The sequence below is a fragment of the Tabrizicola sp. genome, from assembly GCF_022842145.1.
Taxonomy (GTDB): domain Bacteria; phylum Pseudomonadota; class Alphaproteobacteria; order Rhodobacterales; family Rhodobacteraceae; genus Tabrizicola.
Genome location: NZ_JALHQD010000003.1, coordinates 452,872 through 474,791, shown reverse-complemented (window position 1 = coordinate 474,791; position 21,920 = coordinate 452,872). Strand labels below are relative to the sequence as shown.

Here is a 21,920-nt window from a genome sequence, read left to right as displayed (position 1 = left end):
CGGCAGCTTTACGCCTTCGCCGCCGCTTCCGCCTCTGCCACACTCCCGCCGGCTGCCAGGATCTTCGCCTGAACCACCCACTTGTCACGGGTCACCCGACCCTTGAAGCCTTCCAGGTTCTCGTCCACCCAGGCGATTTCGCCCGGCGTCCAGTTCGCGATCTGGTCGAAGTGGAAGAAACCAAGCCGGTTGCACAGGGCTTCCAGCTTCGGACCGATCCCGACGATCAGCTTCAGGTCATCCGCCTTGTCGTCCTTCGGCGCGGACAGGCCCGCAGGCTTCACGCCCCCCGCCTGGCCCGATGCCCGGGCCTCGGGTGTCGCCAGCGGAGTCGCATTGGGCGCATTGCCGTCCGACTTGGGTTTGCCGGGGGACGAAGCCTTCGCCTCCTGGACGGTCGCGCCGGTCGCATCGGCCACCGCACCCGCACCGGGCTTCGGCTCGACTTCCCTGCCCTTCGCCGGCGTCACCGCGGCAGGCTTGCCCAGCCAGGGCGTCGTCAGCGGGACTTCCGTCCCGTCGATCCGCTTGACCGTATCCTTCAGGTCCACCGCCGCCTGCACGCTGGCATTGAACTGCTTGCGGCCCGACTCGAACTCCTTGAGGCTGGTCAGACCCCCGACCGGTTCCGCCGCATAGCGCCCGATCTGCGACCCCGGCACCGGAACTTCGCCCATGCGGAACCGCTCGATCAGCTCACGCAGCTTCTCGCCCGTCAGGTCCTCGTAGTAGTCCTTGCCGATCTGCGCCATCGGAGCGTTGGCACAGGCCCCCAGACACTCGACCTCTTCCCACGAGAACTTGCCATCCGCGCTCAGCGTGTGGGGGGTCCTGGAGATCAGCTCCTTGGCCACCGCCACCAGATCCTCCGCCCCGCAGATCATGCAGGACGTCGTGCCGCAGATCTGGATATGCGCCACGCTGCCGACCGGCTGCAACTGGAACATGAAGTAGAAGGTCGCCACTTCCAGCGCCCGGATATAGGCCAGCCCCAGCATGTCAGCGACATGCTCGATGGCGGGACGGGAGAGCCACCCCTCCTGCTCCTGCGCGCGCCACAGAAGCGGGATGATCGCGCTGGCCTGACGGCCCTCGGGGTACTTGGAGATCTGGCCCTTGGCCCAAGCCAGGTTCGCCGGCGTGAAGGAGAAGGAGGCGGGCTGGTCTTTGTAAAGGCGGCGCAGCATGGTCTAGAAATATCCCCTGGCGATAGTCAGGATTACGGCGGTAGCGGCACCGGCGACGGCACCCATGACAAGACGGTTTCCAAACTTGGCAGCCATGACCCCGGCAAGTCCCGAGGCCGCGCCAAGGATCAGCGTCCACAGGTTGATCGTGACGTCCGGCATCAACGGTCAACCTCCCCGAAGACGATGTCCATCGTGCCGATGATGGCCGAAACGTCAGCCAACTGGTGCCCCTTGCAGATGTAGTCCATCGACTGCAGGTGCAGATAGCCCGGCGCGCGGATCTTGGTGCGGTAGGGCTTGTTGGTCCCGTCCGACACCAGGTAGACCCCGAACTCGCCCTTGGGCGCCTCGACCGCGGCGTAGATCTCGCCCGCGGGGACGTGGAAGCCCTCGGTGTAAAGCTTGAAGTGGTGGATGAGCGCCTCCATCGAGGTCTTCATCTCGCCCCGCTTCGGCGGCGTGATCTTGCCGCGCGACAGCACGTCGCCCTTTTCCACCCGCAGCTTGGCGCAGGCCTGGCGGATGATCGACGTCGACTGGCGCATCTCCTCCATCCGGCAGAGGTAGCGGTCATAGCAGTCGCCATTCTTGCCGACGGGGATCTGGAACTCGAACTCGTCGTAGCATTCATAGGGCTGCGCGCGCCGCAGGTCCCAGGCGAGGCCCGATCCGCGCACCATCACGCCCGAGTAGCCCCATTTCTGGATATCCGCCTCGGTGACGATGCCGATATCGGCGTTGCGCTGCTTGAAGATGCGGTTCTCGGTCAGAAGGCCGTCGATGTCGTCCAGCACGCGGGGGAATTCCACCGCCCATTGGTCGATGTCTTCGACCAGCTGATCCGGAAGGTCGACGTGTACGCCACCGGGCCGGAAGTACGCCGCATGAAGGCGAGCTCCGCTGGCCCGTTCATAGAACACCATCAGCTTTTCGCGTTCCTCGAAGCCCCAGAGCGGCGGCGTCAGCGCGCCCACGTCCATCGCCTGCGTGGTGACGTTCAGAAGGTGGTTCAGCACCCGGCCAATCTCGCAGAACAGCACCCGGATCAGAGACGCGCGACGCGGCACCTCGGTGCCGGTCAGCCGCTCGATCGCCAGACACCAGGCATGTTCCTGGTTCATCGGCGCAACATAGTCGAGGCGGTCGAAGTAGGGCAGGTTCTGCAGGTAGGTCCTGCTCTCCATCAGCTTTTCGGTCCCGCGGTGCAAAAGGCCTATATGCGGGTCGCAGCGTTCGACGATCTCGCCGTCCAGCTCCAGCACCAGACGCAGCACGCCATGCGCCGCCGGGTGTTGCGGGCCGAAGTTGATGTTGAAGTTGCGGATGCGCTGTTCGCCGGTCTCGAAATCCTTCGAGCCGTCGTCATAGGTGTTCACGCGGATATCGCCGTCCATCAGTTTGCTCCCTTGCGGTCGCGGGCCATGCACTTTGCTTCCCTACGGTCGCGGGCCATCATGGCTTCTCTCCCGGCGCGCCTGCGCGTGCCTTGTCGTCGCCGGGCAGGATGTAGTCGGCACCCTCCCACGGGCTCATGAAGTCGAACTGCCGGTACTCCTGCACCAGGTTCACGGGTTCATAGACCACGCGCTTCAGCGCCTCGTCATAACGGACCTCGGTGTAACCCGTGGTCGGGAAGTCCTTGCGCAAGGGGTAACCCCGGAAACCGTAGTCGGTCAGGATGCGACGCAGGTCCGGGTGGCCACTGAACAGGATGCCGAACATGTCGAACACCTCGCGCTCGAACCAGTTGGCGGAGGGATGCAGCTCGTGGATCGATGGCACCATCTGATCGTCGCGGACCGCGACCTTCACGCGGATGCGCTGGTTCCGGTACATCGACAGGAAGTGATAGACCATGTCGAACCGCTGGGCGCGCTCGGGATAGTCCACCGCCGTGATGTCGACCAGCGAGGTGAACCGGCACGAGGCATCATCGCGAAGGCACTCGACCAGGGCTTCCAGGTTCGCCAGGTTCGCCACCAGCGTCAGCTCGCCATGCGTGATGGTCGAGGACACCACCGCCTCGGGCTGTTTCATCTCGATGATCGCGGCCAGTTCCTGCAGGGCTTCGGACATGGGGTTACCTCACCAAAGTGCCAGTGCGGCGGATCTTCCGCTGCAACTGCAGGATGCCGTAAAGCAGCGCCTCGGCCGTGGGCGGGCAGCCGGGGACATAGATGTCGACCGGGACGATCCGGTCACAGCCGCGCACGACGGAATAGCTGTAGTGATAGTAGCCCCCGCCATTGGCGCAGGAGCCCATGCTGATCACATAGCGCGGCTCGGGCATCTGGTCGTAGACCTTGCGCAAGGCCGGGGCCATCTTGTTGGTCAGTGTGCCCGCGACGATCATCAGGTCCGACTGACGCGGGCTGGCGCGCGGCGCGGTCCCGAAGCGTTCCAGGTCATAGCGCGGCATGGATGTATGCATCATCTCGACCGCGCAGCAGGCGAGACCGAAGGTCATCCAGTGCAGCGAGCCGATGCGCGCCCAGTTTATGATGTCTTCCGTCGAGGTCAGCAGGAACCCCTTGTCCGACAGCTCGCGGTTCAGCGCCTGGACGGCAACCTCGTGGTCGCCCCCGGCCGTGTTGGCACCCGCCATCACTCCCATTCCAAGGCCCCCTTCTTCCATTCATAGGCAAACCCGATGGTCAGCACGCCCAGGAAGATCATCATCGACCAGAAGGCCGCCATGCTGATCTCGCCGAAGGCCACGGCCCAGGGGAACAGGAATGCGACTTCAAGGTCGAAGATGATGAACAGGATCGAGACCAGGTAGAAGCGCACGTCGAACTTCATCCGCGCGTCGTCGAAGGCGTTGAAGCCACACTCGTAGGCGCTGACCTTTTCCGGGTCCGGGTTGCGCACGGCCAGGACCGCTGCAGCCAGAATCAGGATCAGTCCCAGGCCGGTGGCAACGGCCATGAGGATGAGGATGGGTAGATACTCACGGAGAAGCAGGTCCACGAGGGGCTCCTTCAAATGCTGGCGGCGCGCGTGCATGCGAACGCATACCGCGCCCGCTTTGTCTTCCCGCCCGTTTACTCTGCACCCATGCCGGGGTCAACCGAAGGCGGGCAGGATTCCGGCCTTTGCGGTTGCAGAAAATCCGTGATGACAGAGAGTTTCGCTCAGGATCTAGAACGCCCGATTGGCCGTTCAAGAGCGGAGGTTCCCCTTACCTTGACCGGCGCTTCCAACCGGCCTTTCCTGCCGCACGACGAAAGGACCCTGCCCCATGCGCCTTGCCCTCCTGATCGCCTGTGCCGCCGGCACCGCCTCGGCCCAGACCTGCCAGATCGACCTCGCCGCCGTCGAGGCGCGCATCGCCGAGCTGGAACCCTCGTACGGCATGGTCCTGTCGGACATCGGCTGCGATGCCCCCACGGTCCCCGCCCATATCCTGATGTGCACCGCGTCCGAAGCGCCGAACGCCCCCCTCTGGCGCATGGGACGGCTGGACGATCTGGCCTGGATCTACGCGGTCGAGAACGCGACGGGGCAGGACGTGGACGAGACCGACCCGCCCCGCGATCAGGATTTCATCGCCCACCGCGACGCCTGCACCGACGAGGCCTGCCTCTGCGACGCCCTGACCCAGCACACCAACGCCAGCCTCGGCGGCACCTCGCCCTACCCGCAGTGACAAGTGGTTTGTCAAACCCGGCGCTGACGCGTGAGACGCTAGTCTCCTCGTCGGGCTGACGCCCTCCTCCTCGGCGACGGGGGCGTTGCCCTCAAACCTCCGGGATATCTGCAGACGGCTACGCTTCGGTCCGCCTCAGCGTGTGACGGGGTGGAAGCTGTAAGCCGACCCGTCCCGCTCCAGCCTCCCGATGCCGGGGTGCGGCAAATGCGCGCCAGCGACCAGCCAGCCCTCTGACAGCACCCTTTCGAACAGCCCGGCCCGAGTCTGCCGCGCCTGGTCGGCATCCTCATCGAACTTCCAGGTCACCTCGGGCCGAGCGAACTGCAGCGGGTGGTGCACCAGATCGCCCCAGATCAACAACCTTCCCTCGACCAGGAACGCCATATGCCCCGGCGAATGGCCCGGAGCATTGACCGCCACCACCCCCACCAAAGGCCCATCCCCCTGCTCCAGCGGCATCAGGCGTGGCAGGACAGGGATCATCCGAGGCTCTGCCCGGAAGGCCATCAGCTCTTCGGTCGCCACGAACACCCGCTCGGCGTTCGGGAATGCCAACCCGCCGTCCTCGTCCACCAGCCCGGAGAGATGATCGATATGGGTATGCGTCAGCGCCACCACGTCCACTTCCTGCGGCCCCGACCCCGCCTCGGCCAGCGCCGCGCCCAGACGCCCCAGCCCCTTGTGCCAGGCCCGCGCCGCCCCTGCGTCGATCAGCAGGCACCCCGAGGGCCCTCGCACCAGAAAGGCGCGCACCGGCAATGGCAGCTTGCCCGCCACCAGATCGCCCGGCGCATAGTCGGTCAGACCCGCCCTGTCCGATCCCCGCAGACAGTCCGCCGGCATCATCGTCTCGCCGTCCAGCAACATCGTCACCGTCAGGTCCGACACTTCGACCTTCAGCGACAGCGCCGTCTCCCGCACCACCCTCATCCGCACCAACTCCCCCGCAACCCGCCACCATATTGCCGCGCATGGCCCGCCCGGATCATCAGCCGGCCTACGTCCACTCCGTCGATCTCCAGCTTCACCAGCGAGCGGCCATACTGGTCCGTGCCCTCCTGAGCCAGGCTGATCCGGTCCGCCTTCTGGATCATCGTCCGCAAGGCCCAACTGGCCTGTTCCGCCGCCACGAACTCGCCCAGGCAGCGCGGCGCGTATTTCTCCGGCGTGTCGAAGCCCAGAATGCGCGCGCTGACCATTCCATCCTCGGGGCAGATCAACGAGACGGTATCGCCGTCGACCACCCGGATGATCCGGCAATCGCCCTGGTCGCTCGCCACCGTCTTCATGCCGGCATTCACCAGATCGGCGATGGTCGGCACCAGAACCAGCCCGCCCAGCGCCACAACGATCACGCCGCGAAGGTAGAAGCGCGGGCTTGCCAGACGCCGCAACCCGCGCACCATCGGCCCCGCAGGCCGTGCGGGGCGAAAGAGCCAGCCCATCAATCCGCCGACACGGCCGCAACCGGCCCAAGCGCCGCTGCCTTGGCCGCAAGGGCCGATTCTTCGCTCAGGATGCGGGCGATCTGGTTCACGTCCTCGGGCAGGAAGGTCAGCGGCAGCCGCATGTCGATCAGCCCCGCCAGCACCCGGTCGGTCTGCGGCAGCGCCTCGGGCCGGGCATATTGCCAATGCGCGTAGCGGCTGGTGAAGCCCGCAGGCTCCGCCGCGCCGAACCACTTCAGTTCCACCCCCCGCGCCGCCGCCGCCGCCACGAAAGCGGCCACCCGTGCAGGCTCCCACCCGGGCAACAGGAACTGGAAACTGGACCCCATGTAATCCTCGTGCTGCGGCCGTGGGATCAGCTTCAAGCCCGGCGCACCGGCCAACCCCCGCTCCATCCCCTGATACAAGGCCCGCCACCGCGCCCGCCGGTCGTCTAGCATCCCGATTTGGGGCCGCAGGATCGCCGCCCGCAGGTTGTCCATCCGGCTGGACACATTCGGGACCTCCAGCTTCAGCGCCTCGAAGACCTCCAGAGCCGGAGCCGCCCGGTGCCGCGCGTAAAGCATGTAGGACCCGGACAGAAGCACCGCCCGCGCCGCAAGCTCGGCATCGTCGGTGACCAGAAACCCGCCCTCGCCGCTGTTCAGGTGCTTGTAGGTCTGCGTCGAATAGCAGCCGATCACCCCATGCCGGCCCGAAGGCACACCCTTCCACTTCGCGCCCATCGTATGCGCGCAATCCTCGACCACCCGCACCCCAAGGCGGTCACAGATCGCCATCAGCGCGTCCATGTCGCAGACATGCCCCCGCATGTGGGACAGCAAAAGCACCGTCGATCCTGTGGCCTTGGCTTGCGCTTCCAGATGCGCAAGGTCGATGGTCAGATCCTCGGCCACGTCGACGAAAACCGGCTTCGCGCCGATGGAGGCGATCGCCCCCGGCACCGGGGCCAGCGTGAAGGCGTTGGACAAGACCGGCTCGCCCGGCTTGACCTGCAAGGCCCGCAGCGCGCAAGCCATCGCCGCCCCGCCCGAAGCGAGCGCCAGGCAATACTTCGCGCCCACATAGGCCGCGAACTCCTCCTCCAGCAGGGCCGTCTCGGCGATCTCGCCCGCCACCGTGTTGTAGCGGTGCAGCCGCCCATGCCGCAGCACGGCCATCGCAGCCTCGATCCCCGCCTCGGGGATCGGCTCCTGCTGGGTGAAGCTGCCCGAGAATCTTTCGCCCACGAAACGCTCGCTCATGCCTTCTCACGCCTCTTCAACATCAGGAACAGCATGGTTGTAAGCGCGAGGAACCCCGCGGCCACCCAGTAGGCGACATCGGTCGACCGCCATGCGCGATCCTCGGCCCAGAAATGCCCGAAGAGGAAGGCGAAGAACACCGTCCCGAACAGCATCGCCACGTTGGTCACCGCGGAAATCCCGCCCTGCAACTCGCCCTGCGCATCCTCCGGCACCCGCTTGGTCAGCATCGAGGTCAGCAGGGGATGCACGAAACCCTCCGGCCCGTGCAGGATCATCAGCGCGATCACGCCCCAAAGCGCGCCGACGAACCCGTAGCCCAGCAGGACCAGCGCCGAACAGACCAGCCCGAACAGCGCCACCTGCCACTCGCCAAAGCGCTTGGTTGCCGGGCCGGTCAGAAAGCCTTGAAAGCCCCCGGCGACCAGGCCGAAGACGGCCAGCGTTGCACCCACCATCGCTTCGGACCAGCCGAACTTGGCGATGCCCCAGAAGCTCCAGATCGCGGGGTAGACCGAGGTCGAAAAGAAGAAAAGGCCCATGACCAGCACCATAGGCAACACGCCAGGATAGCTGGCAAAGACCCGGAAGGCCCCGAACGGGTTCGCCCGCCACCACTCGAACTTGCGGCGGTTCTCGGGCGCAAGCGACTCGGGCAAGACGAACCAGCCGTAGATGAAGTTGAGCAGGGAAATGAATGCCGCGACCCAGAACGGGACCCGCGGCCCCAACTCTCCCAGAAGCCCGCCGATCGCGGGGCCGATCACGAAGCCCACGCCAAAAGCCGCGCCCATGTAGCCGAACGCCTTGGCCCGGTCATCCGGAGCGGTGACGTCCGCGATATAGGCGCTGGCGATGATCCAGCTTGCGCCACAGACCCCGGCGATGATCCGCCCGACGAAGAGCCACGCCAGCGTGGGCGCCAAGGCCATCAGGATGAAATCCATCCCCAGCCCGAAGATCGCCAGCAGAAGAAGGGGTCTGCGCCCGAAACGGTCGGCAAGGTTGCCCATCAGCGGCGCAAAGACGAACTGTGCCAGGGAAAAGGCCGCAAACATCCAGCCGCCGATGACGGCCGCCTGGGCAATGTCGACCTGCCCCACGTCCTCGATCAGCTTCGGCAGGACCGGCATGATCAACCCGAAGCCCACCATGTCCAGAAAGACGGTGATCAGCACAAATGTCACCGCATGGCGGCTGACCGTCCGGGGGGCATCTGGCGCTTGGCTCATGGGGCGGGACCCTATGGATCGGGGCGGGAACTGTCAAACCTCCGGGCTACCCGCGGTGGTCCACACAGAAGCGGCACAAAGACCTTTCACCTGGCTGCAAATATCCCCGCCGGAGGCCCTTCGCGAGCCGGTTGGCGCTGCGCCAGAGGCGAGACAAAAGGCTTGCGCGCAGCGCTCCTTTTCAAACCCGCCGGTCACCCGCGCGGCCATCTGCAGAAAAGCACCTCACCTCCCCATTCCGTCGTGACTGGATGCGGGCGTCCGGCAAGACCCGCCGCAACAAGCTTAAGAACTCCTGAAGGACCGCAGTTAAACCATTGAAAAGACTGAACCGGAAAGATGCCCACGCGCGGCGCACCTCACGCCAGAAGCCGCCCCGCCAGCCCGGGCAGGTCCTCGTACCGGTCCAGAAGCGCCGCCGGCTGGAACCGCTCCACCCCGCGCCCCTCCGGCCCGAAGGTCACAAGCGCGACCGGCACCCCCGCCGCCACCCCCGTCTTCGCGTCCGTCTCGGTATCCCCGACCAGCATCGACCGCCCGACAAGCCCCCCCGCCCGCTCCACCGCCGCCCGGTAGGGCGCCGCGTCCGGCTTTCTCACCGGTAGCGTATCCGCGCCGACAAGCGCCCCGAAGGCCCCCCGCACCCCCAACTCGGCCAAGAGCAGCTCCGCCAGCCCCTCCGGCTTGTTCGTGCAGATCGAGACCGCAATCCCCGCCGCCTTCAGCGCCTCGACCGCCTCCATCGCGCCGGGATACAGCCGGGTATGGGTCGCGATCCCACCCCGGTAGGCCTCCAAAAGCACCGGGTAGCCCGCATCCACGTCCGCCTCCGACCACTCCATTCCCAGCCGCTGGAACCCCAGCCGCAGCATCGCCCGCCCGCCATGAAACGCCGTCAGCGCATCCTGCGGTCCCAGACAGGCCTGCGGCAGCGACGCATTTGCCGCCGCCAGCAGATCCGCCGAGGTGTCTGCCAAAGTTCCGTCCAGATCGAACACTACACAGCGCATGTCGGCAGTCCTGTAACCTGTCGTGAGCGGACGGCCCCTTGCCACCCACTGCCACGGGGGTAAAACGGGCGCCGATACATTGGAAGGGGCAGAATGCAGGTTTCAGTCATCGTTTTGGCCGCCGGTCAGGGAACACGGATGAACTCCGACCTGCCGAAGGTCCTCCACCACGTCGCCGCCGCCCCGCTTCTTCACCACGCCCTCAGCGTCGCCCAGGCTCTCGAACCCTCGCGCATCGTCACGGTCATCGGCCACGGGGGCGAGGCTGTCGCGGCCTCTGCCACCGCCTTCAACGAGGCCGTGGAAACCGTTGTCCAGGACCCGCAAGCCGGCACTGCCCACGCCGTCGCCCAGGCCGCGCCCCTCCTGTCCGACGCACCGGGCGAGGCGATCGTCCTTTATGCAGACACCCCCCTCATCCGCGAGGAAACCCTCCGCGGGATGCTGGAGGCGCGGGCGAAACACGCCGTCGTCATCCTGGGCTTCCACGCCCGCGACCCCGGCCGATATGGCCGTTTGCTGACCGACGGCGATCAGCTTCTGGCGATCCGCGAATTCAAGGACGCCACGCCGGAAGAACGCGCCATCACCCTGTGCAACTCCGGAGTGGTCTGCGCCGAGGCGAAGCTGCTTTTCTCCCTCATCGCCGAGGTGAAGAACGACAATGCGGCGCAGGAATACTATCTTACCGACATCGTGGAACTGGCTCGCAAGCGCGGTCTTTCCGCCGGGGTCGTCCTCTGCGACGAGGCGGAAACCCTTGGCGTGAACACCCGCGCCCAGCTGGCCGAGGCCGAGGCCGCCTTCCAGGCCCGCGCCCGCGCAGAGGCGCTGGACAATGGCGTTACCCTCACCGCGCCCGAAACCGTCTTCTTCGGGCTGGATACCTATGTGGGGCGTGACGCGATCATCGGGCCGAATGTCCTCTTCGGCCCCGGCGTAACAGTGGAATCCGGGGCCGAGATCAAGGGCTTCTGCCATCTCGAAGGCTGCCACATCAGCCGCGGTGCCACGGTCGGCCCCTTTGCCCGCCTCCGCCCCGGCGCGGAACTGGCCGAGGACGTGCATGTCGGCAACTTCGTCGAGATCAAGAACGCCATCCTGGACGAGGGCGTGAAGGTCGGACACCTGACCTACCTCGGCGACGCCCATGTCGGTGAGTTCACCAACATCGGCGCGGGAACCGTCACCTGCAACTATGACGGCGTAATGAAGCACCGCACCACCATCGGCAAACGGGCCTTCATCGGGTCGGACACCATGCTGGTGGCCCCGGTTACTGTGGGCGACGGCGCGCTGACGGCCTCGGGGTCGGTCATCACCGAGGATGTTCCGGCCGAAGCCATCGCCATCGGGCGCGCGCGGCAGGTCACCAAGGCCGGACTTGCGACCCGGATGTTCGAAAGGTTGAAAGCTATTAAAGCTGTGAAGGCGAAAGGGATTTAAAAATGTGCGGTATTGTAGGGGTGCTGGGTAACCATGAGGCTGCCCCGCTGTTGGTCGAGGCGCTCAAGCGGTTGGAGTATCGTGGCTATGACAGCGCGGGGATCGCCACGGTAAACGCGGGCAAGCTGGACCGCCGCCGCGCGGTGGGCAAGCTGGTGAACCTGTCGGACCTTCTGGTGCATAGCCCCTTGGCCGGAAAAGCCGGAATCGGTCATACCCGCTGGGCTACCCACGGAGCCGCAACGGTGACGAACGCGCACCCGCACCGCGCGGGCGGCGTGGCGGTCGTCCACAACGGCATCATCGAGAACTTCCGCGAGTTGCGCGCCGAACTTGCTGCCGACGGCTACACCCAAGAATCCGAGACGGATACCGAAACCATCGTCCTTCTCGTCAACCGCGCGATGGACCGTGGTGCAGCCCCGGTCGAGGCCGCAAAGGACACGCTTGCCCGCCTGCATGGCGCCTTTGCGCTGTGCTTCCTGTTCGACGGCCACGACGACCTGATGATCGCCGCCCGCAAGGGCTCTCCGCTTGCCATCGGGTGGGGCGACGGCGAGATGTTCGTGGGTTCGGACGCCATTGCGCTGGCACCAATGACCGATCGGGTCACCTATCTGGAAGAGGGCGACTGGGCGATCATCACCCGCCAGGGGGCCGAGATCTATGACGCCCGCAATGCCCGTGCGAACCGGGCCGAAACCCGCATCCAGCTGGATGCGACACGCATCGAGAAGGCCGGTTACAAGCACTTCATGGCGAAGGAAATCGCCGAGCAGCCGGTGGTCATCGCCGATGCGCTGAAGCATTACACCTCGCCGCAAGGCACGCTGCAGCTTCCGGAAGCCCTTGATTTCACGGGCGTGGACCGAGTCACCCTGGTTGCCTGCGGCACCGCCTCCTACGCCTGCCACGTGGCGAAATACTGGTTCGAGCAGATTGCCGGACTGCCTGCCGACATCGATATCGCATCCGAGTTCCGCTACCGCGACCCGGTCCTGTCGCCCACCAGCATGGCGATCTTCGTCAGCCAGTCGGGCGAGACGGCGGATACACTCGCCGCGCTGCGCCACGTCAAGGAGAAGGTCGCCACGGTCGTGTCGGTGATCAACGTGCCCACCTCCTCGATCGCGCGCGAGTCCGATCTGGCCCTGCCGATCCTTGCCGGGGTGGAGGTTGGTGTCGCCTCGACCAAGGCCTTCACCTGCCAGCTGACCGTGCTGGCCCTGATGGCCCTGAAGGCCGCGCAGGACAGGGGCCGGATCGATGCCGCCACCCTGCGCGACCGGCTGGAGACCCTGCGCCTCGTGCCGGGCCTGATGAACGCCGCACTGGGGCTGTCGGACCCCATAGCCAAGCTGGCCGAGGAACTGGGCACGGCGCAGGATATCCTCTTCCTCGGCCGCGGTTCGATGTTCCCGCTTGCCCTGGAAGGCGCGCTGAAGCTAAAGGAAATCAGTTACATCCACGCCGAAGGTTATGCGTCAGGTGAACTGAAGCACGGCCCCATCGCCTTGATCGACGCGGCGGTCCCGGTGATCGTCCTGGCGCCCAAGGATGCGCTTTTCGACAAGACCGTGTCGAACATGCAAGAGGTCATGGCACGCAGCGGGAAGGTGCTGCTGCTGTCGGACGCGGCCGGAGTGGAGGCCGCGGGCCAGGGCACCTGGAAGACGCTGACCCTTCCCGCCGTCGATCCGCTGTGGGCGCCGATCCTTTATGCCGTGCCGGCTCAGTTGCTGGCCTATCACACGGCCATTGCCAAGGGCACCGACGTTGACCAGCCGCGCAACCTCGCCAAATCGGTGACGGTGGAGTAACCCTACCAAGAAGCATCCGGGGTGCGGAGTGGCCAAAACTCCGCACCCCTTGATCCATCAGCGCGCCGCCTGCGTATCCATTCTGAAATGGAGGCCACTGATGCAGCGCAGAACCCTACTTCTCGGCCTCGCCGCCATTCCGCTTGCCGGCTGTGCCGCGACGCCCGCTCCGCCAGTCGAGCCGGGTCCTCCGATCACCCTTGTCTCAGCCTTCCAGGGCCGCACGACCGGCCAGGGCCACTTCCGCGTCTGGCTCACCGGCGACGAACGCCGCTTCACCGCCCGGCTGAACGGCACGGTCACCGGTGCGGAAGGCGCACGGACGCTGACGGTGGTGGAGGACTTCCTGTACGATGATGGCCAGCAGGACCGCCTGACCTGGGTCTTCCGGGAACAGGGCGCGGGCCGCTGGACGGGCAAGCGCGAAGATACAGTCGGCGAGGCCACGGTCGTCGAGGAAGACGGCCAGATCCGCCTGACCTATCTGGCCGACTTCAAATCGCCCTCGGGCGTCAATCGTCTTGGCTTCGAAGATATCCTTTATGCCCGCCCCGACGGCACCATCGTGAATGATGCCGTCGTCACCCGCGCCGGCATTGCGGTCGCCTCGGTGCGCTTCCTGATCCGGCGCTGACTTGCCCTTGGGCCGCATGGCTGGCAGGTAGGGCCATGGTTTAGGAGGCCCGGATGACCCCGCTGGACGAACTTCAGGCGCTTGCCGACCCCACGAAAGCCGCCGAGATGCAGGCCTACCACAAGGTCCCGCGCGTGTATCTTGGCGCGACCGTTCCGCAGATCGAGGACCTGACTGACCGCTGGCGGGCCGAACTGACGCTGGACGACCGGATTGCACTGGCGGCGGACCTTTGGGAGACGAACATCCACGAAGCCCGGCTGGCCGCGGCCAAACTGCTGACCCAGGCGCGCATCCGCCCGGACGAGGCGGCCTGGGAGCTGATCACCTCCTGGGTGCCCGATTTCGACGGCTGGGCGCTGGCCGACCATGCCTCCATCGCCGGACAGAAGCGGCTGGTGGCGGACCCCTCGCGGCTTGATGCGGTCGAGACCTGGGTCACAAGCCCCCACATGTGGACCCGCCGCGCGGCGCTGGTGATGACACTGCCCTGGACGAAGCAGAATTTCCCGAAGGAACAGGACCTTGCCATCCGCGCCCGAGTGCTGGGCTGGTGCGCGACGCTGGCAACGGATCGGGACTGGTTCATTCAGAAGGCCGTGGCCTGGTGGGTCAGGGATCTGTCAAAGCATGATGCAGAGGCGGCGCGGGAGTTTCTTGCGGCACATGGCGAAACGCTGAAACCCTTCGCTCGGAAGGAAGCTGCACGGCACATGACGAAGCCATGAAAAATGGCGGCCGAAATCCGGCCGCCATTTCAAACATTGCGCATTCGCTGCGAAACACGGCCTAGCGCCCGTCGAACTTGCCCTCGAACTTGTCCCAGACGACTTCATTCTTCTTGGTGTCCGCAGTGCCGCCCTTCGGCGTACCCGGATTGGCACCGTCGACGCCATTTCCCCAGCCGTTGTTGCCCTTGGGTTGCGGTTCCTCCGGGCAGTCAAAGCAGGTTTCGGTGGGCGGTGTGATCGTGCCCTCCGCGAAGGTGGTCGTTGCAAGACCCACCCCCATCACGAATACCGAACAAGCAGCCATCAAATTTTTCATTTTCACTTCATCCCTTCCCTAATTGTTGGGTGAGGAAAGATTACACAGTCTGGATTAACCCAGAATTAACGTTGATTTTGCATTCTATGGTTGATTGTTAATTATTCGTAAACAGTTGGCCATCTGCTCGCCCAATTGATGTCCAATTCGTGACATGCTTTTTCCCTGAGTTGCAGAGGCGCTTCAGGCCCCGCGATTTCGTCGCCACCCGATTCTGTCGAACAGCACGCCATACACCCCTGCAAGTGCTCGCAAGGCGGTTCCATCCGTTCGTCCGGCAGGCTCCCAGCCCTTGGTCGCGATCCCAAGGATGCGGGGTGCGATCATGCCTTCGGCCTGGGCGTCTTCGGTGGTGAACTCCCCCCAGAAACATGCTTCGACCCCGGCGATGCGCGGCGTGATGTCCTCGGCCCCCTTGGGCACGGGGTCCCAGGCCACGGTCTTTTCCAGCGGGACGTACCCCGCCCAGGCGGCCCCCCAATCGTCGGGGTCGTGGCTGTGGGCAAGATCAAAATAGGCGTTCTGCGCGGGGCACATCACCACATCGTGCCCGCGCCGCGCGGCTTCGACCCCCGGCCCCTGCCCGGTCCAGCTGAACAGAAGCGCGCCGTTGCCGATCCCGCCCTGGCAGCCCTTCGCTGCCTCTTCCCAGGCCGCGACCCGCACGCCCGACGCAGCCAGTTCCGCACCCAGTTTCGCCAGCATCCAGCCCTGCACGTCGTCCGATGTCTCCAGCCCCTCGCGCGCCTTCAGGGCCGCCACGGCGGGCGAGCCGCCCCAGGCTCCCGGCGGGGCCTCGTCCGCGCCAAGGTGCAGCATCCGCAGCGGGAACAACCCCGCCACCTCTTTCGCCAAGGGCAAGAGCAGGTCCCAGGTTGCAGGGATGGCCGGGTTGACGATGTTGTCGAGGTAGCCCTGGATCGAAACCTCCTCGCCGTTGTCACCGGGGTCGCGCAGGCCGGGGGCGGCCTTGATCATCGCGTGGCTGTGGGCCGGAACCTCGATCTCGGGCAGCACCTCGATCTGCAGGGCTTTGGCCCGCGCCACCACCTGCGCGACATCAGCCTTTGAATAGCTGCCCCCCGCGCGGATACCGCCGCCAAAGACGCCCGGCACCGGTTCCCCCTCGCCCCGGAAGGCCGTGCGCTGCCAGAGAAGCGGCTGCGTGTCGACCTCCAGCCGAAACGCCTCGTCATCGGCGAAATGCCAGTGAAAACGGTTCAGCTTCAGAAGCGCCATCAGGTCCAGGAGGCGCAGGATGAAGTCGATCCCGAAGAAATGCCGTGCGCAATCAAGATGTTGTCCGCGCCAGCCGAAGCGGGGCGTGTCGGTGATTACCCCGCAGGGCAACGCGCCGCCGCAGGTTTCGCGCAGGGTCAGGAGGGTCACGCCCGCGTAATGCAGTCCCGCAGCGCCCCCGACCGCGACCGAAAGCGCCGTGGAAGCGATGGTCAGCCGGTAGCCCTCCGGCCCAAGACCTGCCTCCTCGGTCACGGGAAGGGCGAGACCGCCAGCGGCGATAATGGGGGCAAGGCCAAGCCGCTCGGCCAAGTCCTGCAAAGCGTCCAATCCGGCATCGGGGGCGACGGCCTGAAACGGCAGAACCCCGGCCGATGGAGCCCAGTCGGTCGGCTGCGGGACCAGCGGCAGGCGGCCAGGGGCCAGTGTCGGCGCGTCTGGCCCGTCCACATCCCGAAGGCCGATGTCATTCCCCGCTGGCAAAGGCAGGCATTCCTTGCCCACCCGCAGATAGGCCCCAAGCGGCAGCCATGCCCGGTTTCTGGGGCCAAACTCCTTCACCGCATGCTCCAGCACCACCTCGTGCAGCGCCCCCGCAGCAAGGTCCGGCAGCGCCACCTCGGCATAACCCGCCACCCGGCGGCCCAAGGTTCCGCCCGAGATCACCTTCGGCGCGGCCATCAGCGAAAAGCAGAAGACTGGCGCTGCCAAGGGGCGGTCCGTGCCGATCAGGCAGCGGATCTGGTTCCCTTCGATGCGGGAGGAGAAGGTCAGGGTCATGGTGCGTCCAGCCTCAGTTCGGCGATGAAATCGTAGATGTCGCTGCGGTAAAGCCCGCGGGTGAACTCGATCGGGCGGCCCGAAGGCAGATAGGCCGTCCGGTCGATCCGCAGGACCGCAGCCCCTTCCGGCAGCAGCAAGAGCTTCGCGTCGACCGCCGTCAGGTTGACCGCCGTGATCCGCTGCACCGCCCGGGTCGGGGCCTTCCCGGTCGCCCGCAGCACGTCGTAAAGCGAGGTCTCCACCGCCTCGGGGTCGGGCAAAACGTCGGTGGGCAGCGAAGACCACTCCAAAGCCAAGGGCGTATCGTCGGCAAAGCGCAGTCGTTCCACCCGCGCCACCCTTTCCCCCGCGGAAAGGCCCAGCGCCATCGTCTCGTCCGGCGTCGGTAGGAACAGCCCCCGGCGCTGGATGCGGCTGGACGAGGTCTTGCCGCGCTGGCGCATGTATTCGGTGAAGGAGAGGAGCGCCGAAAGCGAATGCTCCATCTTCGACTTTGGCGGCTTGACGAAGGTCCCCGCTCCGCGCCGCTGTTCCAGGACCCCATCCTCGACCAGCTGGCTGACCGCCTTGCGCACCGTCACGCGGCTGACATCGGCGATCAGCGCCAGTTCGCGTTCGGGCGGAAGTTTCGCTTCGGGCGGCAGTTCCCCCGCCGCGATGGCCGCGGAAAGGTGGCGGTAAAGCTGTTCGTACCTTGGGCCGCGCGCGGGGCGGAACCAGGCCTCGGGGCGGAACAGCGCCTGATCGTCTTCCATCGGAAGCCCCCGAATTGGTATTATATCAATGGGACCAATCCCATCGGCTGGCGGCAGGATGGACCACGAACCACGGTAAAAACAAGCGAAATCCGTTAGTCGTTCGCCTCTTTCGCGTTTTTGGTATTATGATGGTAGCGTTGCTTCGGTTTTTTGGTATCGTCACAGCAACGACATGATTCGACCCGCGCCACGCTGCCTCGTGGCCCAAGGCTGAACAGGGGGAACCGCATGACGCTTGTCGCCGAGGGGACAGCACCAGAACGGATGCAGCGTCGCGAGCTGTCCGAACGCGCCTTTGCCTGGCTCCTCATCTCGCCCGCCCTGCTGTTCATCCTGGTCATCGTCGTCTGGCCCCTGGCCGAGACGATCCGGCTTTCCTTCACCGACGCCACACTGGGCGGGGAGAACTTCGTCGGCATCGCCAACTACGCCGCGCTGTTTGCCGATCCGAAGTTCTGGCAGACCGTGGGGCGGACCTTCTACTGGATGGCGCTGGCCGTCAGCCTGAAGCTGATCGTCGGCCTGATCGGCGCCTCGCTTCTGAACGCCGCGATCCCCGGCAAGGCGCTGTTCCGTGTCCTTGTCATGCCGCCTTGGGTGATCCCGGTCGCCATCGGGGTCATCGGCTGGAAGTGGATGTACAACGGCTATTTCGGCCTGATCTCGGGACTGTTGCAGGAATTCGGGCTGGTCGAGGACCGCGTGGCCTTGCTCGCCACCAAGACCTCGGCCTTCTATTCGGCCATCGTCACCGACGTCTGGGTCGGCACGCCGATGGTGACGCTGTTCTTCCTGGCCGCCATGCAGGGGGTGTCAAAGGACCTCTACGAGGCCGCCTGGGTCGATGGCGCCAGCCGCTGGTATCGTTTCCGCCGCATCACCATTCCCCAGATCATGCCGGTGATTGTCTCGATGGCGCTCCTCTCCGCGATCTGGACCTTCAACAGCTTCGAGATCATCTGGATCCTGACCGAAGGCGGCCCGCGCGGAGCCACCACGACCCTTATCATCGACACCTACAAGGTCGCCATCTCCTCCCAGCGTTTTGGCGAGGGTGCGGCGCGGGCCGTCGTGATCGTGGTGCTGCTGGCGGCCTTCTCGCTCTTCTACCTGTGGTTCCTGAACCGCGTGAACCGCCACTACGGGGCCAAATAGATGATCGACCGCCTCACCCTTCTGCAGAAGATCGGCGTCTACATCGCCACCTTCTTCTTCCTTCTCTTCATCCTGATGCCCTTCATCGAGATGATCCGCGTCAGCCTGCGCCCCATGAGCCATCTGATGACCGCCGACTTCACCTGGTGGTCCGAGGATTTCAGCCTGCAGGCCTACCGCGACATGTGGGTCACCGTGCCGCTTCTGGGCCGCTACATCTTCAACTCGATCTTCGTGGCCTCCTCGGTGACGCTAATTACCATGATCGTGGTGATCCCCGCCGCCTACGCCTATGCGCGGCTTGAGTTCCCCTTCAAGTCCCTGTCGCTGGGCGGCTTTCTGGCGGTGAACATGTTCACCGGCGCGGTCCTCCTCATCCCGCTCTACCGGGTCCTGCGGACGCTTTCGATGCTGAACACCTACTGGGCGATGATCATCCCGGGCGTCGCTTTCCTGATCCCCACCGGCATCTGGCTCCTTCGCTCCTACCTGGAAAAGATCCCGCGTGATCTGGAGGAAGCCGCCTATGTCGACGGGGCATCCCGCCTTTACACCCTGCGCCGCGTGGTCCTGCCCCTGGCGGCCCCCGGCCTGATCGTCGTCGGCACCGCGGTCTTCATCGGCGCCTATGCCCAGCAGTTCCTCTTTGCCATCACCTTCAACAACGTCCGCGAAATCCAGCCGCTACCGGCAGGTCTTTACGAATTCATCGGCTACCAGGACGTCACCTGGAACGAGATGATGGCCGCCGCTCTGACCGGCATCACCCCGGTGATGATCGTGTTCCTCTTCCTGCAGAAATACCTCGTCGCGGGCCTGACCGCAGGCGCGGTGAAAGAATGACCAACCACCAACAGACGTCCAACCAAGGGAGACTACGCATGACCCACTTCAAGACCCTTACGGTCGCCGCGGGCCTGATGGCCGGCACGGCCCTTTCGGCCCAGGCGCAAGAGCTGCACTTCATCATGTGCGGCGGCGAAGTGCGCCCGGCCGACCAGGTCGTGATTGACAAGTTCCAGGCCGACAACGCCGGCGTCACCGTGAAGATGGAAGCGGTGGAATGGGGCACCTGCCAGGACAAGTCGATGCAGCTTGCCGCCGCCGGTGATCCGCCCGACGTGGCCTATATGGGTAGCCGGACCCTGCGCCAGCTGGCCAACAACGACCTGATCGTCCCCGTGACCTTCACCCCCGAAGAAGAAGCCGCCTACCAGCCCGGCGTCCTCAAGACCGTGACCAACGGCGGCCAGTACTGGGGCATCCCGCACGCCTTCTCGACCAAGGCGCTGTATATCAACTGCGCGGTGGTCGACGCTGCCGGGGCCGAGTGCAAGGCCCCCGCCACCTGGGCCGAGCTTGTGACTCTGGCGAAGGCCGTGACCGACAATACCGACGCCGCAGGCATCGGCATTGCCGGCAAGGATTTCGACAACACGATGCACATGTTCCTCGACTTCCTCTATTCGAACGGCGGCAAGGTCTACAACGACGACGGCACCCCGGCGCTGGACAGCCAGCAGACCCGCGAAACCCTGCAGCTTTATGCTGACCTCTTGCCCTACATGCAGTCTGGCCCGACCGAATGGGAGCGTGACCAGATGCGCGACCTCTTCAACGACGGCCAGATCGCGATGTATGTCTCGGGTCCCTGGGGCGAAGGCCAGCACGCGGAAAAGGTGCCGACCCAGCTGGTAGCACCCATCCCGGCCGGTCCGTCGGGTCCCTCGGGCACCATCCTGATCACCGACTCGCTGGCCGTCTTCAAGGGCACCGGCAATGAGGAAATGGCGATCAAGCTGGCCAAGGCGCTGACCTCGGGCGATGCGCAGTATGACCTCGACTCGACCTGGGGCCTGACCCCGATTCTCGATTACGAAAAGCTGGGCAAGACCGACGTGTACTACAAGAAAGGCAACTGGCCGATCTTCGTGGCGGGCATCTCGACCGGTGGCCCCGAGCCGATGGTCGAAGACTTCAAGGCGCTGCAAGCCGTATTCACCAACATGATCCAGGGGATCATGCTGGAAGAAGGCACCGTCGACGAGCTGGTGACGCAAGCCGGCGTCGAGCTGGTCGCCGTCCGCTGATCAAGAACCGGGGGCGCGGGTCTTCCTCGCGCCCCTCCCTTCCCCGCAAAGGACTGCCCGCATGGCCACGCTTGACCTGCAAAGCATCATGAAATCCTTCGGCACCGCACAGGTCCTGTCGGGGATCGACCTTGCCATCCGCGATCGTGAGTTCGTGGTCTTCGTCGGCCCCTCCGGCTGCGGCAAGTCCACGCTTCTGCGCATCATCGCGGGCCTTGAAGCCTCAAGCTCCGGGCGCATCCTGATCGATGGGGTCGATGTTTCTGCCGCCGCCCCCGTGGACCGCGGCATCGCAATGGTCTTCCAGAGCTATGCGCTTTACCCCCACCTGTCGGTCTTCGAGAACATCGCCTTCCCCCTCCGCGTCGCCAGTCTGCCGGAGGCGGAGGTGAAACAGAAGGTCGGCCGCGCCGCCGAAATCCTGCAGCTGACCGAGAAGCTTGGTCTCAAACCCGGCCAGCTCTCCGGCGGCCAGCGCCAGCGCGTCGCCATCGGGCGCTCCATCGTGCGCAACCCCAAGGTTTTCCTCTTCGACGAGCCGCTGTCGAACCTCGACGCCGCCCTCCGCGGCGAGATGCGCGTCGAACTCAGCGCCCTCCAGCGCGACCTTGATGCCACGATGGTCTACGTCACCCACGACCAGATCGAGGCGATGACGATGGCCCACCGCATCGTTGTGCTGAACAAGGGACGGATCGAACAGTTCGGTACCCCGATGGAGCTCTACCACCACCCCGCCACCCGCTTCGTGGCCACCTTCATCGGCCAGCCCAACATGAACCTTTTGCCCGCCACCGTCATCGGCACCGCACCCGAAGGCCTGACGGTCGAGCTTCACGGTGGAACCCGCATGACCTTGCCCGTTGACACCGAAACCGCCCGCAGCGGCGACAAGGTTGAGGTCGGCGTCCGCCCCGAAAGCCTGCAACTCGGCAGCGGGGTCACCATGCGCCTTCGGGTTCTCGAACGTCTTGGCGGCACCGCCATCGCCTATGGCCAGATGCCAGACGGGCTGAAGGTCTGCGCCGCGTTATCGGGCGACACCACCGTCCACGAAGGCGAGGACGTGGGCCTGACCTTCGCCCCCGCCGATGCCCATGTCTTTGACGCCAACGGCCGCGTGATGCGGCGGCGGCAAGCCCCAGCCCTTGCAGCTTAAGGGACGGCTCGCC

At 65.4% G+C, this 21,920-nt stretch carries 23 protein-coding genes; 9 read left to right on the top strand and 14 right to left on the bottom strand.

Features of this window, described 5'->3' with window-relative positions; genetic code table 11:
* Positions 1-8: 8 nt before the first annotated feature.
* Genes Q0C42_RS10485 through Q0C42_RS10460 form a run of 6 tightly spaced genes read right to left on the bottom strand, consistent with a single transcriptional unit; the run spans position 9 to position 4,160 of the window.
* Entirely contained in the window at positions 9-1,187 is a 1,179-nt protein-coding gene (locus Q0C42_RS10485) for an NADH-quinone oxidoreductase subunit E (protein WP_295074971.1), read from the bottom strand.
* 3 nt (positions 1,188-1,190) lie between these two features.
* The gene (locus tag Q0C42_RS10480; RefSeq protein WP_295074968.1) at positions 1,191-1,349 is read right to left on the bottom strand and encodes a hypothetical protein; all 159 of its coding nucleotides are present in this window, start codon (positions 1,347-1,349) and stop codon (positions 1,191-1,193) included.
* Positions 1,349-2,584 (bottom strand): NADH-quinone oxidoreductase subunit D, encoded by a 1,236-nt coding sequence (locus Q0C42_RS10475; protein ID WP_295074965.1) that lies wholly within the window; start codon positions 2,582-2,584, stop codon positions 1,349-1,351. The genes Q0C42_RS10480 and Q0C42_RS10475 overlap by 1 nt, the downstream gene beginning before the upstream one ends.
* Positions 2,585-2,642: 58 nt before the next feature.
* Positions 2,643-3,266, bottom strand: coding sequence for an NADH-quinone oxidoreductase subunit C (locus Q0C42_RS10470; RefSeq protein WP_295074962.1), 624 nt, complete (start codon positions 3,264-3,266; stop codon positions 2,643-2,645).
* Between the two features lie 4 nt (positions 3,267-3,270).
* Entirely contained in the window at positions 3,271-3,804 is a 534-nt protein-coding gene (locus tag Q0C42_RS10465; protein ID WP_295075331.1) for an NADH-quinone oxidoreductase subunit B family protein, read from the bottom strand.
* The gene (locus tag Q0C42_RS10460) at positions 3,795-4,160 is read right to left on the bottom strand and encodes an NADH-quinone oxidoreductase subunit A (RefSeq protein ID WP_295074960.1); all 366 of its coding nucleotides are present in this window, start codon (positions 4,158-4,160) and stop codon (positions 3,795-3,797) included. Before Q0C42_RS10460 ends, Q0C42_RS10465 begins: the two co-directional genes overlap by 10 nt.
* Positions 4,161-4,431: 271 nt before the next feature.
* Between Q0C42_RS10460 and Q0C42_RS10455 the strand changes: the two genes are divergently transcribed.
* Positions 4,432-4,839, top strand: a complete 408-nt coding sequence (locus Q0C42_RS10455; protein WP_295074957.1) for a hypothetical protein — start codon at positions 4,432-4,434, stop codon at positions 4,837-4,839.
* A 135-nt stretch (positions 4,840-4,974) separates the two neighbouring features.
* Here Q0C42_RS10455 and Q0C42_RS10450 read toward each other — a convergent pair whose 3' ends face one another.
* The 5 genes from Q0C42_RS10450 to Q0C42_RS10430 form a co-directional block, all read right to left on the bottom strand.
* Positions 4,975-5,772, bottom strand: coding sequence for an MBL fold metallo-hydrolase (locus Q0C42_RS10450; RefSeq protein ID WP_295074954.1), 798 nt, complete (start codon positions 5,770-5,772; stop codon positions 4,975-4,977).
* Positions 5,769-6,287: a thermonuclease family protein gene (locus tag Q0C42_RS10445; protein WP_295074951.1), complete on the bottom strand. Its 519-nt coding sequence runs from the start codon at positions 6,285-6,287 to the stop codon at positions 5,769-5,771. Before Q0C42_RS10445 ends, Q0C42_RS10450 begins: the two co-directional genes overlap by 4 nt.
* The gene (locus Q0C42_RS10440) at positions 6,287-7,519 is read right to left on the bottom strand and encodes an aminotransferase class I/II-fold pyridoxal phosphate-dependent enzyme (protein WP_295075328.1); all 1,233 of its coding nucleotides are present in this window, start codon (positions 7,517-7,519) and stop codon (positions 6,287-6,289) included. Before Q0C42_RS10440 ends, Q0C42_RS10445 begins: the two co-directional genes overlap by 1 nt.
* A gap of 11 nt (positions 7,520-7,530) precedes the next feature.
* On the bottom strand, positions 7,531-8,766 hold the full coding sequence (locus Q0C42_RS10435) for a TCR/Tet family MFS transporter (RefSeq protein ID WP_295074948.1): 1,236 nt from the start codon (positions 8,764-8,766) through the stop codon (positions 7,531-7,533).
* A gap of 359 nt (positions 8,767-9,125) precedes the next feature.
* A complete protein-coding gene (locus Q0C42_RS10430) occupies positions 9,126-9,776 on the bottom strand; it encodes an HAD-IA family hydrolase (RefSeq protein ID WP_295074945.1) in 651 nt (216 codons plus the stop codon).
* Positions 9,777-9,869: 93 nt separating this feature from the next.
* Between Q0C42_RS10430 and glmU the strand changes: the two genes are divergently transcribed.
* The 4 genes from glmU to Q0C42_RS10410 all read left to right on the top strand — a co-directional run bounded on the left by glmU (position 9,870) and on the right by Q0C42_RS10410 (position 14,404).
* A complete protein-coding gene (glmU, locus tag Q0C42_RS10425; protein ID WP_295074942.1) occupies positions 9,870-11,222 on the top strand; it encodes a bifunctional UDP-N-acetylglucosamine diphosphorylase/glucosamine-1-phosphate N-acetyltransferase GlmU in 1,353 nt (450 codons plus the stop codon).
* Positions 11,223-11,224: 2 nt separating this feature from the next.
* Positions 11,225-13,042, top strand: a complete 1,818-nt coding sequence (gene glmS, locus Q0C42_RS10420) for a glutamine--fructose-6-phosphate transaminase (isomerizing) (protein WP_295074939.1) — start codon at positions 11,225-11,227, stop codon at positions 13,040-13,042.
* A 100-nt stretch (positions 13,043-13,142) separates the two neighbouring features.
* Positions 13,143-13,676, top strand: a complete 534-nt coding sequence (locus Q0C42_RS10415) for a DUF3833 family protein (protein WP_295074936.1) — start codon at positions 13,143-13,145, stop codon at positions 13,674-13,676.
* A 53-nt stretch (positions 13,677-13,729) separates the two neighbouring features.
* Positions 13,730-14,404: a DNA alkylation repair protein gene (locus Q0C42_RS10410; RefSeq protein WP_295074933.1), complete on the top strand. Its 675-nt coding sequence runs from the start codon at positions 13,730-13,732 to the stop codon at positions 14,402-14,404.
* A 61-nt stretch (positions 14,405-14,465) separates the two neighbouring features.
* Here the strand turns inward: Q0C42_RS10410 and Q0C42_RS10405 are convergent, their stop codons facing one another.
* The 3 genes from Q0C42_RS10405 to Q0C42_RS10395 form a co-directional block, all read right to left on the bottom strand.
* Positions 14,466-14,711: a hypothetical protein gene (locus Q0C42_RS10405; protein ID WP_295074930.1), complete on the bottom strand. Its 246-nt coding sequence runs from the start codon at positions 14,709-14,711 to the stop codon at positions 14,466-14,468.
* Between the two features lie 195 nt (positions 14,712-14,906).
* The gene (locus Q0C42_RS10400; protein WP_295074927.1) at positions 14,907-16,742 is read right to left on the bottom strand and encodes a family 20 glycosylhydrolase; all 1,836 of its coding nucleotides are present in this window, start codon (positions 16,740-16,742) and stop codon (positions 14,907-14,909) included.
* Positions 16,739-17,500: a GntR family transcriptional regulator gene (locus tag Q0C42_RS10395; protein WP_295074922.1), complete on the bottom strand. Its 762-nt coding sequence runs from the start codon at positions 17,498-17,500 to the stop codon at positions 16,739-16,741. Before Q0C42_RS10395 ends, Q0C42_RS10400 begins: the two co-directional genes overlap by 4 nt.
* Positions 17,501-17,731: 231 nt before the next feature.
* Between Q0C42_RS10395 and Q0C42_RS10390 the strand changes: the two genes are divergently transcribed.
* From Q0C42_RS10390 to Q0C42_RS10375, 4 genes are all read left to right on the top strand, one after another.
* Positions 17,732-18,658 carry a carbohydrate ABC transporter permease gene (locus tag Q0C42_RS10390; RefSeq protein ID WP_295074919.1) on the top strand — a complete coding sequence of 309 codons (927 nt, stop codon included), beginning with the start codon at positions 17,732-17,734 and terminating at the stop codon, positions 18,656-18,658.
* Complete coding sequence (locus Q0C42_RS10385) at positions 18,659-19,501, top strand: carbohydrate ABC transporter permease (RefSeq protein ID WP_295074916.1); 843 nt, start codon at positions 18,659-18,661, stop codon at positions 19,499-19,501.
* A gap of 38 nt (positions 19,502-19,539) precedes the next feature.
* Positions 19,540-20,748 (top strand): ABC transporter substrate-binding protein, encoded by a 1,209-nt coding sequence (locus tag Q0C42_RS10380; protein ID WP_295074913.1) that lies wholly within the window; start codon positions 19,540-19,542, stop codon positions 20,746-20,748.
* A 61-nt stretch (positions 20,749-20,809) separates the two neighbouring features.
* Complete coding sequence (locus Q0C42_RS10375; RefSeq protein WP_295074910.1) at positions 20,810-21,907, top strand: ABC transporter ATP-binding protein; 1,098 nt, start codon at positions 20,810-20,812, stop codon at positions 21,905-21,907.
* The last annotated feature ends 13 nt before the right edge of the window (positions 21,908-21,920 follow it).